General features: G+C 49.8%; 17 protein-coding genes. 7 read left to right on the plus strand and 10 right to left on the minus strand.

Annotated elements, in window-relative coordinates; genetic code table 11:
• Positions 1-40 precede the first annotated feature (40 nt).
• Positions 41-1,051, minus strand: a complete 1,011-nt coding sequence (locus LPH68_RS07905) for a LuxR C-terminal-related transcriptional regulator (protein ID WP_121972104.1) — start codon at positions 1,049-1,051, stop codon at positions 41-43.
• 343 nt (positions 1,052-1,394) lie between these two features.
• Here LPH68_RS07905 and LPH68_RS07910 point away from each other — a divergent pair, with 343 nt between their 5' ends.
• From LPH68_RS07910 to LPH68_RS07935, 6 genes are all read left to right on the plus strand, one after another.
• Positions 1,395-2,654: a DUF3575 domain-containing protein gene (locus LPH68_RS07910; protein WP_230296900.1), complete on the plus strand. Its 1,260-nt coding sequence runs from the start codon at positions 1,395-1,397 to the stop codon at positions 2,652-2,654.
• Positions 2,651-3,604 (plus strand): DUF5119 domain-containing protein, encoded by a 954-nt coding sequence (locus tag LPH68_RS07915; protein WP_196045719.1) that lies wholly within the window; start codon positions 2,651-2,653, stop codon positions 3,602-3,604. The genes LPH68_RS07910 and LPH68_RS07915 overlap by 4 nt, the downstream gene beginning before the upstream one ends.
• Positions 3,605-3,642: 38 nt before the next feature.
• Positions 3,643-4,692 (plus strand): fimbrillin family protein, encoded by a 1,050-nt coding sequence (locus LPH68_RS07920; RefSeq protein WP_196045718.1) that lies wholly within the window; start codon positions 3,643-3,645, stop codon positions 4,690-4,692.
• A gap of 161 nt (positions 4,693-4,853) precedes the next feature.
• Positions 4,854-7,568 (plus strand): fimbrillin family protein, encoded by a 2,715-nt coding sequence (locus tag LPH68_RS07925; RefSeq protein ID WP_230296901.1) that lies wholly within the window; start codon positions 4,854-4,856, stop codon positions 7,566-7,568.
• A 235-nt stretch (positions 7,569-7,803) separates the two neighbouring features.
• A complete protein-coding gene (locus tag LPH68_RS07930) occupies positions 7,804-8,175 on the plus strand; it encodes a hypothetical protein (protein ID WP_196068825.1) in 372 nt (123 codons plus the stop codon).
• 386 nt (positions 8,176-8,561) lie between these two features.
• Complete coding sequence (locus LPH68_RS07935) at positions 8,562-9,041, plus strand: hypothetical protein (RefSeq protein ID WP_230296902.1); 480 nt, start codon at positions 8,562-8,564, stop codon at positions 9,039-9,041.
• Here the strand turns inward: LPH68_RS07935 and LPH68_RS07940 are convergent.
• The 7 genes from LPH68_RS07940 to LPH68_RS07970 form a co-directional block, all read right to left on the minus strand.
• Positions 8,968-10,323, minus strand: a complete 1,356-nt coding sequence (locus tag LPH68_RS07940; protein WP_196045838.1) for a DnaB-like helicase C-terminal domain-containing protein — start codon at positions 10,321-10,323, stop codon at positions 8,968-8,970. The genes LPH68_RS07935 and LPH68_RS07940 overlap by 74 nt on opposite strands.
• Positions 10,320-10,937 (minus strand): hypothetical protein, encoded by a 618-nt coding sequence (locus LPH68_RS07945; protein ID WP_196045837.1) that lies wholly within the window; start codon positions 10,935-10,937, stop codon positions 10,320-10,322. Before LPH68_RS07945 ends, LPH68_RS07940 begins: the two co-directional genes overlap by 4 nt.
• A complete protein-coding gene (locus LPH68_RS07950; protein ID WP_196045839.1) occupies positions 10,915-11,517 on the minus strand; it encodes an RNA polymerase sigma factor in 603 nt (200 codons plus the stop codon). The genes LPH68_RS07945 and LPH68_RS07950 overlap by 23 nt, the downstream gene beginning before the upstream one ends.
• Before the next feature lie 144 nt (positions 11,518-11,661).
• Complete coding sequence (locus tag LPH68_RS07955) at positions 11,662-12,147, minus strand: crossover junction endodeoxyribonuclease RuvC (protein ID WP_196045836.1); 486 nt, start codon at positions 12,145-12,147, stop codon at positions 11,662-11,664.
• Positions 12,122-14,446, minus strand: a complete 2,325-nt coding sequence (locus LPH68_RS07960) for an SMC family ATPase (protein WP_218049957.1) — start codon at positions 14,444-14,446, stop codon at positions 12,122-12,124. The genes LPH68_RS07955 and LPH68_RS07960 overlap by 26 nt, the downstream gene beginning before the upstream one ends.
• On the minus strand, positions 14,434-15,501 hold the full coding sequence (locus tag LPH68_RS07965; RefSeq protein WP_196044933.1) for a phosphoesterase: 1,068 nt from the start codon (positions 15,499-15,501) through the stop codon (positions 14,434-14,436). Before LPH68_RS07965 ends, LPH68_RS07960 begins: the two co-directional genes overlap by 13 nt.
• Before the next feature lie 74 nt (positions 15,502-15,575).
• Positions 15,576-16,838: a hypothetical protein gene (locus LPH68_RS07970; protein WP_196044934.1), complete on the minus strand. Its 1,263-nt coding sequence runs from the start codon at positions 16,836-16,838 to the stop codon at positions 15,576-15,578.
• A 14-nt stretch (positions 16,839-16,852) separates the two neighbouring features.
• Here LPH68_RS07970 and LPH68_RS07975 point away from each other — a divergent pair, with 14 nt between their 5' ends.
• Complete coding sequence (locus LPH68_RS07975; protein WP_196044935.1) at positions 16,853-17,011, plus strand: hypothetical protein; 159 nt, start codon at positions 16,853-16,855, stop codon at positions 17,009-17,011.
• Positions 17,012-17,119: 108 nt separating this feature from the next.
• On the opposite strand, the gene LPH68_RS07980 is transcribed toward LPH68_RS07975, so the two are convergent.
• Together LPH68_RS07980 and LPH68_RS07985 are read right to left on the minus strand one after the other, a co-directional pair.
• Positions 17,120-17,464 carry a hypothetical protein gene (locus LPH68_RS07980; protein WP_230296903.1) on the minus strand — a complete coding sequence of 115 codons (345 nt, stop codon included), beginning with the start codon at positions 17,462-17,464 and terminating at the stop codon, positions 17,120-17,122.
• Positions 17,465-17,513: 49 nt separating this feature from the next.
• Entirely contained in the window at positions 17,514-17,726 is a 213-nt protein-coding gene (locus LPH68_RS07985; protein WP_196044936.1) for a hypothetical protein, read from the minus strand.

Raw genomic sequence — 17,726 nt, forward strand, 5'->3', positions numbered from 1 at the left:
AATAGTTCATGTAGTCAATCCTCATAAACAAGGAGTGTGATCATGTCGTTGATTCGTACTGTTCTTCATACTGTTTCATCCGTTCCTGTAAATATTCCTTTAGATTGTCTCCTTTTTTTAGTTTAAATTTTGCTCGGATATTCGCACGCTGACTGGTGATATTGCCGCTGCTCCTATGCAGTTCTTCACATATCTGACTGACGGTTTTATCCTGTAGAATCAAGCGACAGATAGATAATTCAGATGGAGAGAGTTCCGGATATATTTTTCTGATGATTTCAAGCCTACTCTTTTCTTCTTTGAGATGGGCGTGAAGAGCCATAAAAAGTGTCTTTCTTGTCTTTTCCCCGACAACATCCAGCAACGAGTTGATATTGTCCTCCGAAATTTCCTTACTTATCAATTCCGCGAGAGCAAACAATTCTTCCCTATTCACCTGAAGTACTTTTAGCAACGTTGACTCCTCCTTTTTCAGCATGTCGTTCTCCTGCTGCAGGCAACTTATGTTTCTGTGCAGTAAAATACCGAACAAGGATTTCACCGTGAATATAATAACAATGATAGGGAGATAGTTTGTAAGAAAGGGACCATTGGTGATAAATACGCAAACGGTGTACGACAAGACAGAAATAAGCGATATCTGAATGGTGGTCTTGCTCATGTAGGCACACACGGAAAACATAGTAAACAAGACGGATAAAATGATATTGCCCATGATCAACAATCTTTGATACGGATATTCGTCAATTGTGGAACAATAGATAATCTCCGTGCCAATTTCAATATGTATTGAAATCAGAATAAAATAGAAAGCGGTGTTCAACTTTATTTTATTCGTGAAGTAGGCTATAACGAACAGGATTGTTGCAATAAAAAGTGCCCCGTTTAAATAATAATATATTTTATTGGGAAAAGAGATCATATACATGTATGCTGGTATGCACAAAGCCAGCAGGACCAGAAAAACATGAAATACACGTTTTTGCTGATATTCCATCAGCGTTCCTTGTTCGATAGAGTTGGAAATTATATAATTATACCATTTAAACATACAAATAATTTTAATGATAATAAGAAATTCAATTATGATTAAGCACACTTTTATGCTAATTTGAAACGTTTAATCTCAATATTCTACTGCAAAGATAGAGGAAAAGTATAAATAAGTATTTAGACAACATTCCTAAAGTATGTTTAAGTTTATTAAGATTAATTTTTAAGTACTTATAAGCAAAAAAAAGTTAATTGTTTCTTTTTTTTCTATACCTGCAAACAATACATTTGCATGACAATAACAAAATCGAGTGAAGCAGATAGCTTTTCAGAAAAACAACTTTAAATATATAATATATAGAATGGTGAAAATAAACATAAGGTTATTTTTATTACTTCTCATGCCATTTTCGAATGTCAGGTATCTGACTGGGCAGGAGATGGTGTCCCGTGATACGGTAAGCGTGAAATTATATTTCCAACAAGGATATGATACGTTGTCTTCCTCCTTTCGGGATAACGGTATCCGCTTCGATTCCTTGCTGCACCACACGAGGCTGTTTAACAAGGAATCGGAACACCGCTTACGCCAGGTTTGTATCGTTTCAGGAGCATCTCCGGAAGGAGGGACGGAGATTAACAGATACCTTTCCGACCGTAGGGGTATAGCTGCGAGGACATATTTAAAAGAAAAACTGGCACTGGATACCTGCTTTTTCAAGATGGAGTCCAGAGGAGTGGACTGGATTGGTCTGACGGGACAGATTGCCATGTCTGACATGCCTCACCGGACAGAAGTGTTGGATATCTTGTACAACACTCCCGAGTGGGTCATTCGTGACGGGGCAATTGTTGACAGTCGCAAAAATCGTTTACAGCGTCTGTATGGAGGACGGGTCTGGCGATATATGGAAAAGTTTTTCTTTCCTGAACTACGTAGGACAAAGATTCTTTTCGTTTATGAACCTTGTTCAGTCGGAATACTGAAACCGGGAATGGCTATTCCCATTTATCGGTCTCTCTTTAATGATTCGACAGGTTCTATATCCACCCCACTTTCGATACCGCTTCAACCAGTTGAACCTATAGGGGGACGCTCCATTTATATCGGACTGAAAACCAATTTACTCTATTGCGTTGCTCTCGTTCCAAATTTGGGTATGGAGTTTTATTTGGGGAAGGGATGGTCAGCTGGAGGGAGTTGGATGTACGCCTGGTGGAAAAATGATCAACGTCATCATTATTGGCGTATTTACGGAGGAGAACTGTTTTTTAGAAAGTATTTCGGTTCCCGTGCTAACCAAAAGCCGCTAACCGGACATCATCTTGGTATTTATTCGCAAGGGTTCACTTATGATTTCGAGACTGGAAGTCGGGGATATATAGGTGGTATACCAGGAGGTACACTTTGGGATAAGATGAATTATACAGTTGGAGTAGAGTACGGCTACTCTTTACCTATCAGACGTCGTTTAAATCTTGATTTTGTTATCGGAGCCGGGTATTGGGGTGGAGAGTTTCAAAAATACTATCCAGAAAATAAATATTATGTTTGGAAAGAGACTGGACGGCGTCATTGGTTTGGTCCCACGAAGGCGGAGGTCTCACTTGTTTGGCTGCTTGGGAAAGGCTATTTTAATGAGAAAGGAGGCAGAAAATGAAAAAATGTGCATTTGCAATTATTTCAGTGGTGATGCTCGCTGTCATGCTTTCTTGTGAACACAAAGAACTTTATAATGGTATTCCTCATGTTGTGAATGCAAGAGTGATATTTGATTGGCAGAAGGCTCCTGATGCCAATCCGGCATCTATGTCGCTCTATTTGTTTCCTGTCGGAGGCGGCGAGGTAGTACGTTATGATTTTACCGACCGAAAAGGAGGAACTTTTCGTGTCTCTAACGGGGCATATAGCGTGTTGTGCCTAAACAGTGACACGGAAAATATTCGCTACCTGAACACGAGGCAAAGGGAAACTTTTTGTGTAACTACAAGGGAGGTAACTCTTACTTCAGGTTATGCCTTCATGAACATGATGGATGTAAAGAATATGCATGGAAGCGGAGCGGTAGAATCGGAGCCTATAATGCTCTCGCCTGATATGATTTGGAGCGATTACATAGTACATGTAGAGCTGACTCAAAAACAGTTGCAAACCATTACTTTATATCCTAAAGTATCTGTATGTCGTTATTCGATAGAGATTCGCAATGCCGAGAATCTTAAATATGTGTCGGGAATAAGTGGTGTGCTGTCAAGTTTGGCGAGTGGGTTATTTGCCGGCAGGGAAGAAACGACGGACGAGCGGGTTACAATACCTTTCGACGGAGTCATCTCTGATAATAAAACCATTGTTACAGGGGAGCTGCTCACTTTCGGACAATGCCACTCGAAACGGAACATGCATCATCTGACGGTCTATGCCGTTTTGTCCGACGGGAGCGAGTGGAAACATACCTACGATGTAACGGAGCAGGTCCACACGGCCCCGGATCCCCGTAACGTACACATCCTTTTGTACGGCCTTCCCGTGCCGAAACCCATCGCCAATGGCGGTGGCTTCCGCCCAAACGTCAGCGAGTGGGAAACGGAGGAGGAAAATATAGAAATGTAAGAATCAATTTTATTTGTTTAATTTAATATTATTTACGTATGAAAAAGCAATTATTTTTAACTGCCATGGCTGCACTTGTCATGGTATCGTGCTCGGAAGAAAATGTATTGGATACCAACAAGGGAAATGCAATTGATTTCCGAGCTGCCATGGGGACCCGTGCCCAGGAAACGAACACGGCGAATATGAGTAGTATTTACGTGACTGCCCTGGACGCACGCAATGAAAATCTTTTCTCGGATCAGTTGTTCTCGAAAAATGGTAATTTTTTTACCTCTACACCTGCTTATTATTGGCCGGGAGATGGAAGCACCCTGACATTTTATGCCTACTCGCCTTCAAAAACTGATCTTGGTGGGACGTTGACAATCACTTCCGCGACCAAGAAGCTTACTGATTTTTCACCTGCAACAGATATCAGCAATCAGAAAGATTTCGTTACGATCAAGGCTACCGGTAATAAAACAAATGAAACGTCAGGCGTTCAGTTGCAATTCGAGCATCGGTTGGTTCAGATTGAGGTCAAGGCCAAAAATACAAACGAGGGTTATCAGTACAAAGTGAAAGGCGTGCGTATCGGAATGCCCGTTTCTAAAGGGACGTTCGATTTTGATGCTAACACATGGACGCTGAATTCAGAGAAAACCAATTACGAGGTTACCTATGAGACAGAAAGGATGTTGAATGGCATGCCCGCTTCCATTATGAAAACGGACGATGACAACGCCATGCTGATTCCGCAGCAACTTACTGCATGGGCTGCTGCTACAGACAAAACCAATGTCGCGAAGGGGGCTTATCTGGCTGTGAAAGTTAAAATCACTACAAAGGCGGGGGCACATGTCTATCCGGTTGCCAACGGTGGTGACTATGACTGGGTGGCCGTTCCTATTGAGACGAATTGGGTGGCTGGTAATAAGTACGTTTACACGCTCGATTTCTCGAACGGGGCCGGTAAGGTCGATCCCGAGAAAGTGGTGGATCCGGATGATAATTACCAGCCCGGGGACGATATTTTGGGCGGAGCGATCAAGTTTACTGTAAGTGTGACTGACTGGACAGAGAAAGCAGAGGATATTAATATGTAGAAAAAGAGGTTGCCCGAAAGGTTTTTTTCTGAGAATTGAAAATTTTGGGAAAGTTTCCATTAGGAGTACGGATAAAACGAGGACGACTCAGTTTTTTGAGTCGCCCTCTCTTCATCGCAGAATACATGTAAATAGTCACTGACAAAGAAAATTATTATAGAATGAGTAAAAAGATTTATACCATTGTTTCAAGGGGCTTTTGCTCATCCGGTGCGTGCTTTTGGGTGTTGTTGATTGTAATGATGTTACTCGGTTCGTGCTGGGATGAGTCGTTGACAACCATGCATCCGGGTCCTGAAATCAGTTTCTCTTTATCTGATGCTACAGTACGGCCGATTACCCGTACGGGCGGGGATCGGGAGGATACGGACATGGTTGTGGTGGATTCTCTTCTGGGGGTACTACCCTTGCAGACGGAGGATGGCGGGCGGGAGCTTTACCTGCATGCTTTCCTGTCCGGGAGCGACCGTGCCGGAGAAGGGCGGGTGCTGACCCGGGCCGCGCCTGTCGACGGTATGGGCTTCTACGATTCGTTCGGTGTGCTGGCCTCTGTGTATTCCGGTGCATGGGATGAGAGTTCATGTTTTCCGGATTACATGTACAATGTCATGGTCACGAAATCCTCTTCCTGGACAACCTCTTACTACTGGCCCGGGGGCGGGCGCAACGTGCGTTTCTTCGCCTACGCACCTTACAATTGGGAGGGGATCGTCCTATCGGGGAAAGACGTGGCGGGGACCCCGACAATCACCTGTTCGCTCCCGGATGATGTCCCGGATCAAAAAGACCTGCTAGTGGCCGTTTCCGGTGAGATGCCCGGCAACACCTCGTCCACAGCTCCCCTGAATTTCAGACACGTGCTTACCGCCGTGCGATTTGTCACGGGTGACGACATGCTGCCCGGGCGTATCACGAAAATCACACTAAAAAACGTGTACGGGAAAGCTGTTTACCCGGTGGGCGGTACCTCTTGGCGGGATTTCGGCAGCGTGAAGAGCTTTTCCCAGACCCCCGACAAAGAAGTGAGCGGGCAGCCCGGCGAGGAGATTACAGGTGGAGTAACTACTTTTATGATGATTCCCCAGCATCTTCCCGCAGGAGCTTCTATTGAGATAGCCTACACGGACGGGCTCTCCTCGACGCCACGTACTCTGAGCACCTCTATTGCCGGGAAAATCTGGCCCATGGGTAAAACAATCACCTACCGGATTTCCACGACAAGTATATCTGTGGTCCCGGAATTTTCCGTAACATCTTCCGGTAATTTTACCCACGAAGGGGGAGCTGTAAATTATACGGTTCGTAGTTTTGCTACCGTTTCCGGTGAGGATGGTTCTTCGCAGAAAGTCGAAATGAAATGGTCGGCTGAGTTTGTAGAGGAGGACGGCGTGGGTGGTTATCATGCAATTTCCCGCCCCTTCTGGTTCACGGGCTTCACCGAGAGCGGCAATGGTGGTGTATCGCAGCATAGGGCAACGGCCGAAGCCCAGCAGGGCGTGACAGAAAACCCGCACAACAGTAAGTTACAGATAGCAGAAGACATCAATGTCCAAACGGGAAAAACACCCTATAACCTCTCCAACAGCAGTGGAGAAGAGGCGGTGGAGAATACGGCAAATTGTTATCTGGTAAACGCTCCGGGCATCTATTCACTCCCGTTGGTTTACGGCAATGGAATCAAGAACGGGAATTTCAATACCCCTGCTTATAATAAGCCGCATTTCAGGAATCACCTCGATAAACAGATTTCTAATCCATATATCTATAATAATTCTCAATGTAATCCTACCGATGCTATCCTGCTCTGGCAGGACGAGGAGAATTTGGTGACAGAGGTCTGGCTTTCGGCTGACAAGAAAAGGCTGGAGTTCAAGGTGGACAGATCGGCAATCAGGCAGGGTAACGCTGTCGTGGCCGTGCGGGGGAAGGGAGAAGTCATGTGGAGCTGGCATATCTGGGTTACGGATTACAGACTCGGTGAGGGTATCAAAAACATGTATAGTAAAAGTAACAAAAGCTATGCCATGATGCCGGTGAACATCGGCTGGTGCGACGGCGAGACCACGACTTATGCCCGACGGAAGGTGCTGGTGCGCTTCACACAGGCTGTGACTGGGATGATAAAGATTGTGCCATTTGTTCAGGAAGAACATATCGTCAAACAAAGCGGCAATAATACTTATTTCCAGTTCGGACGTAAAGACCCGATGCCAGGGGCTGTCGATGGCTCTTCGTCACCGACTTCAAAACCTTGTTATGCTTTAGCAGACTACCAATTTAAAACAATCAAGAAGAAGGTTCCTATCGCTGTAGGTATAAAGAATCCGCACGTGTTCTACCAGGATATTGCTTCTTCGGCTTGGAATAATACAAATTGGACTTTGGAGAATGAAACTGATCTTTGGGGATGCAGTACTTCCAGCAACACAGCTATTGATGCATCGGTTAGAAAAACCATTTATGACCCTTCGCCAAGTGGTTTTTGTCTGCCTGCATCAGGAGTCTTCTCGGCAACTACAATTAATGAGTATGAGCAAAATACAGACAGGAATATAAATGGCGATAGATTTATAACCCTATTTGCAAATAATCAGGGTGGTTACTTTTATTGTAAACCGATGAAAGCTCCCGGGAATTGGGATACTACAGGGGGAACCCTCTTTTTTCCAAACTCACTCGGCAGGAACAATAAAAATGGGAATATAATAATAGGTGCCAGTTATTATTGGACAGCAACAGCAGGGAATCTCAATACAGCTCCGGTGTTGTCTTTTAGCAAGACTCTTGTTTCGCGTCCCGGGGGGAAGTATTCGCGAGATAAACGGGCGGTTTTCTCACGAGCTGGCGGATTTTCTGTACGTCCAGTCAGGGAATAGCGTGAAAAGGCTTGTAAATACAAAGGAGAGAGGAGGATGAAACTCTCTCCCCCGCAAGCCTACAAGGAAAAGGCACACGGGGAAGTGTGCCGAGTGCGTGGTGAGTAACAATCAGGGAAAATGAAAGTCAATACATTTTTTAATTACCCATAAAATGTGATTGATCGCACTTAATAAAAGTATTATCTTTCCAAAAAATGTATAAGTATAATCTTGAATATTCAATAATTTCGATATGAAAAATTGGCTTTTCCTTTTAACAATAAGTATTCTTCTTTTTTCTTGTACGGATAAAGATGGAGATTGGGACCCTATGATTTGGAATAATAAAAACAATATAGAAGTTCCACAAGCAGGCAAGAGTTATATCTTTATGAACTATAATTATGAGAGTTTTTGGGTATATGCTATCAATGGAACTGAAAATATAATAGATAATGGGCAAAAATATGAAGATAACTGTATATCTATCAGGATTGAGAAAAATATAATGACTGTAACTGTTTTTCCCAATGAAGGGCATCAAATCCGGACCATTTCAATAGGAGTAAGTGCTGGAGATATCTTTGACTCTTTCCTTCTTAAACAAAAAGGAAAGGAAATCTAATATACTGGAATCCGCCTAAAGAATACATTTTCCTCTAAACGACTGCCAATGTAGTACTTTGGATATGTTTTCCGAAAGTATGTTTTTGCATGCTCTTTTCCATGTTCTTTTGGAGTTTCCATCCGAACGGCCTAATTGGCACTTATTAAACTCAAACGGTGCAACAAGCTGCCAGTCAATGGGAATCTGTCCTTATCCAGATCAGTATCTTAGGTAGAAGATTACTGAATCAGCATTGGCTGATTATTAGGTGTAGAGGCGTTTTTTACATCCTGGAAGGGGAACTGGCTATCCAAATCTGTTATTCTCTTACCGATGCCGAGACTTTTTACTGTGAGATCAAAGTTTTACCCAAACTGCCGTCGGTCGTTTCTTGTGAAAACTCAATGGCAATTCATTTTATGTTATTGCAATTATTGCATTTTTCTAAAATGATCACATGCTACGATACCTTGTTCTATTACCACACAAAAAATGACACAGAGATTGATTTTGTACTCAAGGGCGGGTACAAGGTTTCTTGTCTGGTACAGGTGTCGTATGATATCTCGGACGCCAAGACCCGTGAACGTGAACTGAAAGCCTTGGAGGAGGCGGCAAGAGAATTGCAAAGTGAAACCCTGCTGTTGATAACATGGGGAACGGACGATATGGCGGAATACAAAGGGCATACAATAAAAATCGTATCTGTCCGGAATTGGTTTTACGCATGTAAGCTGCCATATATTCTCAACATTCCAGTCGTTACAAGTCAAAAAGCCACCGACACGCCACATCCGGATCGATGGCTTTTTATTCCCTGTTCAGATTCAGTGTCCTCTGCCCGTCATAGAACACCTCATTGTCGTAGTCGGTGGCAATCCTGATAGTGTCTCCTTTCTTGAAGAACCGGCTTTTGGCCACGTGCAGGCGCATAACGTTCTCCTTTCTTTCAGCCGATGACTGGTTGAGCGAAACAAGGTGCGTGCACGGGCGGGCCAGACCTTTGGCCTCCGAACAGTTGTACTCGGTCAGCACGTTCCGCTCGTCATTCAGCCACTCCCGGTCTTCGATGGTAGACTGGTAAGTCACCACCATCCATACCTTTTCGTCCGCCGCCAGGTCCTTCAGGTCATTGGCCACCGCGATACGCTTCGCCCGTTCATGGTCGGCTCCCCATGAACGGCGGTTGGCATCCGTCAGCAAGTCCATCGAATCCACAATCACGATGTCCGGATTATATCCTTTGAGCTTCCTGTATTCCGAAATGCCGTTCTTGATGTCGAGTGTCGAGACCTGGGCATTGAAATGCGGGTAACTGCGCACCGTGATGCTTCCGGCATACGAGGCGACCAGTTTTTCCAGATGTCTCATCTCCGTATCCGAAATCTTTCCCCGCTCGTAATAGTAGGCGTTCCTGGAAATCAGTCCGCCGGAATAGGCGTTCAACGCCTCTTCTTCCGAACCTTCCAGCTGGAAATGCAGCACATGCAGCCCGTCATCGATGTCCGCCCTGACACCGATCCATTTGGCGATGTGCGACTTTCCCACGCCTGTGCTGGCCAGGAAACAGGTCAGCTGACCTCGCAGGTTACGTCCGGCATTGAGTGCATCCAGATACGGGATGTAGAAGCGGGACACACGAGGGGCGGCCGAGCGTTCCTCTTCCTCCTCGCGCCGGCGGTTCCTCTCGAAACGCTCCTTGAAAGTCGCGGCCACATCGACGAACGAGGTGCTCTTCAGCGTGAATCCTGCCAGCCACTCGGCATATTCCCGAAGAGTCTTCTCCGCCTTGTCCTGTTTGTTCTCGTTATACAGTTTTCCGACCTCCGCATAGACCGACTGCAACCGGACCCCCTTGATGTAGGACTCCAGCATGTCGGTCATCACCTCGGCGCTCTGTCCCTCGTCATACTCCCGGAAAGTGTCTATCAGCTCGATGGCGTCGTAATCCTCATGGAAGGTCTGTGCCAGCACGGCATACGACGGCGGTGTCTTGTATGTCCTGAAATGTGCGGCTATCGCTTCCTGTACCCGCTGGAACGAACGGTCCGGCAGGTATTCCTTGCGCATATGCCGGGTAAGGACGGCACACAACGGTTCCTGTCTGAGCGCCGTGGCATAGAGTTCATACAGGAACTCGGCACTGAGCGGATTGACGGCACTCATGGCTTTGCCTCCTTTTTCCGCCACGCCTCACAGCGGATACGGTACAGTTCCGGATAGCGCGCCTGTGTCCTTCTGCGGCACGGCTCCGCTTTCGCACATTTTGAGCATGACGGAGAGAAAGGCGTCCACATCAGCGTGGAGAGCGCGCAGATGAGATATCCCGCTTCGGTGGAGAGCAGTCGCCGCTTGGTCGTCTCCTCGTATTCCGGATAGATAAAACGTCCGAACGGATGGCTGCGGCGATCTTCCACCGCCCGCACCAGATCCTGCCGTGACAGCCCGAAACTCTTCAGCCACCGGTCCTCCCGGTAGCGGCGTTCCTTTCCCGAGCGGAGATAGCGGCCGATGGCTTTCTTCCCGAATGAATGGGAGACGTTCCATTTCCTGCGATACGCGGTATCATATCCGGAAATGGCATATGTCTGACAGATACAGAAGTCGGACAAGCGTTCCGCGCTGACGGAGACGACCTCCCGGCACAAGCTGTCGAAACACATCCCGAGCTGCCTGTCCGACTTGCCGCCGGCAGGGAACACAAAATCCGCCCACACCGTGGTGCGGACCAGCCGTGTAAAGAGCCTCCGGCATCCGTCAATCCATTCTTTTCTCTCCATCGTGTGTCAATAGTTTGCGCAGCTGCGTCTTGGCCAGGAAGATGCGGCTTTTTACCGTTTCTACGTTCCTGGTCTGCAAAGTACCGTTGTTATAGGTGATTTCCATGATTTCCCCGAGTTTGTAACCAGCCTGCTGCAAGAGCAGGGCTTCCCGGTAAATCGGTTTGAGCCGGTCCAGTGCCCAGAGGATGTCATCGTTATAGAACTCGCGGTAGTTGTCCATCCCCATGCTGTTTCCCGACGGTTCGTCCTCATCCGACAGCGAAGAGGATATTTCCGAAATGTCGATATTGTCGTCCGGGGGCATGCGGTTCCTGTTGCGGTTGTTCAGGTCCGCCACAAGCCGTTTGGTCACGGCATAGATCCAGGTCTTTACCGGACGGGCCGGATCATAACTGTCCATATACTTGAAGAAGTTGGCCAACGCCTCGAGGTAGTTGTCCTCGATGTCCTCCTGGTTATAGGTATATTTGATACAAATGCTGTATATCAGATTCTTGTGCGGCATCACATATTTTCTGAGAAGTTCCGCCCTCTGTCTCGCGGATTCGTCTTCAGGCTGGAGAACCGCAATAAACACATCTTTCTTTTCCACGTTTCCACTGACTGAAAAGGTTGATAATGAATCTCATGTCCTAATCTGTCAGCTACCGTGAGCGTCAATTGAAAAAACGGGTGGCAGCATTACCGCCGCCCGGAAAAAATCCAAACCGTTGTCGGCTTGTCACAGCCTGTGCCTGCGGATGTAATAGTAGAAGAGGTGGCAGGCATCCGCCGCGTTGTCATCCACCGGGACAATACCGTACCTGTCCTTGCAGGCCGCGACCATCTGCGTCTTGGTGGCGTGTCCGTCTCCCGTCGCCCATTTCTTGAGGACAGCCGGGTTGACGAACTCCGGTTCCGGGATATCCAGTTCATCGCACACTTCGAGCAGGATGCCCCTGAGTTCCGAGAGCCGCCGCATGTCGTAGAAATGGCGGTTCACGCTCACATCCTCGGCCACGACGCGGCGGATGCCGTAACGATGGAGTAGCGAGAGCAGCGTAGTCCTGAAAGCGCCGTGCATCTTGTTGCCGTTGCGCCGTTTGCTTTCGGTGAAGTTCCATGTCCCGGCCTCATGCAGGGAGAAGTATCCGGTATGCGTGGCGATGTCCAGCGCCAGTACCTGCTCCCGGGTCAGTACGCTATTCTCCGAGTCTTGATTCGCCATTCTCTTTCACGATTACCAGTTTATGCGGATACCCCTCCGCCACATTCCCGTGCGAGACGACCAGCACGGTACCGCCGAGCGAGTTCAGCGCCTCGAACATGGAGGCAAGCCCCGCTTCATCGACCGCCTCGAGTATCTCGTCCAGCACGAGCAGGTCCAGTCCCTTGTCCCCATCGCAGTTGCTGTTCACGAGTTTCTGCATGGCAAGGATGGTCGCCAAATTCACACGGGCGGCTTCGCCTGCCGAGAACTTGCCGAACGAGCCGCAGTCCATGCCGTCGCGCAACAGCGAGATGGAGATTTTCTCCCTTACCTTACCGCTCTTGAGAATGGTATACCCGTCGAAGCGGATACGGATGTCGCTGCCGATGTTTTGCAGGAATTCGTTGGTAATACGGCTGAGCGCCTCGATTTTCGTGTTGGCCAGATAGGTCTTGAACTGCACGAACCGTTCCCGCTGTATCTCCAGTGCACGGACCCGGGTATCGACGGCCGTCTTGCGCCCTGCCGCCTCGTTAGACTTTCCGCGCGTTTCACGGAGAGTGTCCTTGAGCGATTGTATGAGGTCGGGTGAAGCCGCCTCATCCAGCTCCCGGATCGTGGCCTGCAAAGTGTCGATGGCGCAGGCCGCGGCCTGTATATCTTCCTTGCCTACCCGTATGCCGCGGTTCAGTACGGCATTGCGCTCGTCTATGAATCCGAACACCTCGTCGAATACCTTGCGGCGGACACCTTCGATTTCACTTTGCAGGGCGGTAATTTCGGAAGCGATGCGTTTATGCCCGCTTTCCACCTCTTCCACGTGGCGGGTGGCATTCCTGACGGCCCGTTCGTGCCCGGCCAGCTGCTCCTCCCATCCGGTGCGTCTGCCTTCCAATATCCGGCGCTCATGGTTCAGCCGGTTCTGCTGCAACTCCACGGCATCCGTCTCCTCCTGCTTCTCATCGATACAGCCGTTGATTTCCGTGAGCTGCCGTTGACGGAGCTTCAGTTCCTTCATGCCGGCCTTGATGTCGAACTGCGGTTCTGCCACCAGAAACTCATACCCGCAGAAAGGACAGGTGATGGAGCCGGCCAGTTTGTTCGAGAGGCCGTCAATACCGGCAGAAACGATACGCCGTTTATGGCGCAGTTCCTCGATGCTGCCGGACAGGTCGCGCAGACGGATGTCGATTTCCCGCAGTCTCTCCGCAGTCGTATCGGACTGATCCCTGTATGCCTCACAGAATGCGGCATACTCCTTCTTGAACTGTTCCCAGCCGTCAGTCCTGTTTTTCAGTTCCAGTTCCGCCTGCTTCAAGACGGCATCGCAATCCTTCAACCGCTCTGTGGCGGTCTGTAACCGTCCTTTCTTTTCGGCAATGGCCTTGTCCCAGTCCGTCTGCCGGGCATCGGGAAAGAGGGACATCATTTCCGCTATCTTTTCCAGACACGCTTCCAATGCGGTATCTCCGGCTTCCAGTTCCTGCAAAGCCTCGTCCGCCCGCTGCACTCCGGCAAGCTGTTCCTCAAGCCTGTCCACGGTCTCGTGCCCGGTACGGATCTGCTCCCTCTTGGCCGCTATGGCCGTTTCCAGTCCCATGATACGTTCCACACGGGTACGCCCCCGCTCGGCTCCAGCTTCCTCCTCTTTGCGTATCTGCTCCTGTAACATCCCGATACGCCCGTCCAACCCGGCCAGTTCCAGTTCCACCTGCCGTTTTTTTTCAGAGAGCGGCACGATGTCTTTCTCCACTTGGGCTATGGCCTCGTCCACCAGGATACCGTTGGAAAAGCGGTTGATGACCTCTTTCTTCTCCTTGTCCGATGACGAAAGAAAATCCTCATACCGGTACTTGGAGAGAATGAAGTTGTTGAGCAGTTCGTCGCGTGTGACACCCAGTTTGTCAAGAATATACCGGTTATAGGCATCAACCGAAGGCTGTACCGCCTCGTCGGTCATCACCTGCCTGCCCCCACGGTAAAGCGTGCAGCTGACAGAGGAAGTCCCCTTGCGCGGGATACGGCGGTTGACGAGCAGTTCCTCGGTGGCGGAATCGTTGATGAAATGTAAGGCGACGCGGCATTCTTCCGCCGCATCGTTGATAATCTCCTCCGAGCGTATCTTTCTAAGCGGGCTGCCCGTAATACCCACGGCAATGCATTCCAACAGGGCAGACTTGCCTGCCCCGTTCGACTGCTGGGAGTCATTGTCCCGGTTATCGCCGAAAATCAATGTCGTCACGCCTTGCCGCAGCATGTAGGACAGTGAACGGAAGGCGCAGAGATTTTCGGCTTCTATCGTCTTTAATTTCCACATGATCTGTTTTCTATTTTAGATAAATACTCCAATCCCATCGACACATCCTCGATCTGTTTCTCCCGGCAGAAGTCCTCGTAGGTTTCCCGGATGCGGCGGCTGTCGAATTTCTCGAAGAGCGAAGAGGATACCGCCTCCGGCAGCTGCTCGTCATCGGCAACCAGTTCCACCTTCGCCGCTCCGGCTTCCAGCAGGGCGGCCTTGTCCACCGATTTCATTGCGGCGGCAGGTACATGGACACGTACCTTGACCTTGTAGCGGCCGTCGGCCTCCATTTCACGCAGCTCGTCCATCAGGTGCAGCCCGGCTCGTTCCGCCGGCACATCCATGACACGGTACCGCATGTTCACGCGGTTCTTGACAAACTCGTGCGTGCCGTCCGTGTACAGCACCGTGTATCCTTTCTCCTCGTCCTCCCCGAAGTTATGCTGGCGCGAGGAACCGATATATTCGATTCCCGTCCCCGGAATGACGGTACGGTTGTGGTAATGGCCGACAAAGACCTTGTCGAAAGGAGAGAATATCCTGGCAGGCAGCTCCTTCTCCGAAGGCTGTGCCAATGCCCCGTTGATACCCTCATGGATGTAGAGGAAGTGCTCCGGTTCTCCGGAAAGCGCTTCCGCAGCCAATCGTCCGAGCCTTTCGGCAAAAGAGCCGTCTTCCGGAAAATAGCTCATTACATGGAGCGCGAACTTCCATTCCGGACGGCACAGGGTCAGGGATTCATCCACAACAGTCACATTCGGATGCTGGTCGAAGACATGGCAATATCCGCACAGGGATTCCTGGTTCACCTTGTCGTGGTTCCCTTCCGCCAGCGTGACATGGATGCCATGGTCTGCGGCGGATACAAGCATATCCCTGACGGCCAGCAGGACATCGAGTGTCTGGGCGGCGCGGGAAAAGAACAGGTCTCCTCCGACAACCACTTCCCGGATATCCCGTTCCCTGCAAATTCCCATGGCCTCCTGCCAGTTGGCCTGGAATGCAGGGATGTTGTCTTTCGAGATGTGGATGTCATTCAATAACAAAAGGCAGGGTTTGTTCTCTTTCATACTAAGCGATTGTGATTAGGACGGGAGGCCCGGATGCCTCCCGTCGGATTAGAATTCAAGAACTAGTGAAAGGCTTATCTGCGGCGGCGGGGACGCCCGGCGCGTTCTTCCGTTTCCTCCGGCTGCTCTTCTTCTTCCTCCCCGGGGGCATCCTCCGGTTCGTCACCGGGCTTCGGACCCTCCATCTCGCTTTCGATCAGGTCGAGCAGTTCACGGTTGCTCGTGGAGCGTGTGACACGCACGGAGAGCCCTTCCTGCTCGATGTAGCCGCGAATCATCGCACGCAGCTCCTGGCCCTCCTCGGTCTTGTCACCGAGTTCCTGCCGCTGAAGTTCGTCATAACGTTCGAAAAGGTCGTCCAGCGAGATGCCTCCGCCTTCACGCCCGTTTTCCCTGTTATCTTTCGTACGGCGGTCGAACGAGAACGCGGATGTGTCCTCCTTGGGCAGTTCACCGTCCAGCGTGTCGATGACCGTCTTCATTTCATCCGTCTCCATGAGCGACATGCCGTAGATACCGTCGCACTGTTTGAGGAATTCGACGGTGGCTCCCAGATGATAACGGGTGTAGCGGTAGATGATTTCCGGGATACGCGGCGCACCCATCAGGGCGGTCAGTTCCTCCTTGGTCAACGGTACCGGTTCCGATTCGTTGTCAATGGAAATGACATACTCGGTCTTAGCTCCGTTCTTGCGCTTTTCAATCTCCACCGGATAGGCGTCATACACCGAGGAAACCGGGCACGGGTAAGACGGATTCTTGGCCAGTTTCTTGCTCCACAGCTTGAACTTCCTCTCATCCAGGTCCTTGAACTGGGCATGGGAAAGGGTCATCATCTGCACGCCTTTGGCACGTTCACCCAGGTCGAATACATAGAGACAGTGGCCGTAACTGTATTTCAGACCGCCTCCGAACGAGCCCCCGGCAATCTTTTCCGCCAGTTTGTCATCCCCGTCCTCTTTTGCGGCTTCGACAGCCATACGGCGGTAAGTCTCGATGGGATCAACGCTATATCCGGCATCGGTAGCGCGGGTGACAGTGACATACATCTTCTGGGGCTTGTTCCCCGTAGCGGGTTTCTCCAGCTCCAGAAGCAGCTGGTGGACGGGATACTCATAGCCCGGACGTGTCGGCGAGCCGTCCGGATTGGGAGCGATGGGCAGGATACGGAGACGGTAAGTCCCGAACTTGTCCATGCGGAAGAACTCCGTACGGGCGAACGCCCTGTTCTCCTCCTGGGCACGCAACTGTGCCTCCTGATAAGATTCCTGAACGCCGAGGAACATTTCCTCGACAGACATGCCTTCCATGCCGTTGTTCTTTTCTTCTTCTTGCATAAACGCTTTGTTTTATGGATTTAAAAATGCCCGAAGAATGCGACCCGGCATACCCGCATCGCAAAGAAACTGGTAACAGGACGGACGGGTTCGGTTGCACCGTCCGCGTTCAACTGATAAAACTGGGAGAGGATGTCTCGCTGACCGTATCCCGAAAGAGGATACTCATTTGATAATATGGAAAGGTCTTGCAGCGACCGTGGAATACAAAATTAGGCAAATCACCCGGAACAGCCATACATGTACATGAATGTTTGTCATCGGTATTGTCCTTCAGCGCATTACCGTTTCATTTTAAGAATGTTTTTAATCTCCCCGAGCAGTCTGTCGCCGCCCGGCGCGTTCCGCGCTTCGGCAAGCAGCCTTCTGCGGTTCCGACGGATATACTCTTCTCTCTTGCGGCGGCATATGCCTTCATAGTAGGCTTTGCGCCCCGGCGTGAGCCGTTTCCCGCGCCGGCAATAGACCCCGTCCCGGCGGTACTCGTCCAGGTAGCGGCGGAACTTCGCCTTGCCGCAGGAAGGGTCTTTCGATGCCTCCGCCACCGACCGTATGACCTGCCAGTCCGGCTCGAAGGGCTGCTGCGTGGCGCATAACCTGCGGAGCAGATGATAGACTACCGGCATCTCATACCGGAGCATGAAGCCTATCCGTGTCTCGTCGAAAGGAAAGCGCTTAAGCGTCCCCTGCGGTCTTCCGTCTTCTCGCTTTCGGGGCTTCTGCTGCCGGGGAGACGGTTTCTTCTGCGGCTGCCGCCTGATTTTCTTCTGTTTCATGATGTTGCGGTTGAATGGTTTGCTGTACGGTTTCACGGACGGGAACGTTCCTGCGCTCCGCAATCCTCCGGCGGCTTTCAATATCGCTGTTTACATTGAGTTTATGTTTCAT

The organism is Bacteroides sp. 1_1_30 (assembly GCF_020982715.1).
Classification (GTDB): Bacteria; Bacteroidota; Bacteroidia; order Bacteroidales; family Bacteroidaceae; genus Bacteroides; species Bacteroides xylanisolvens.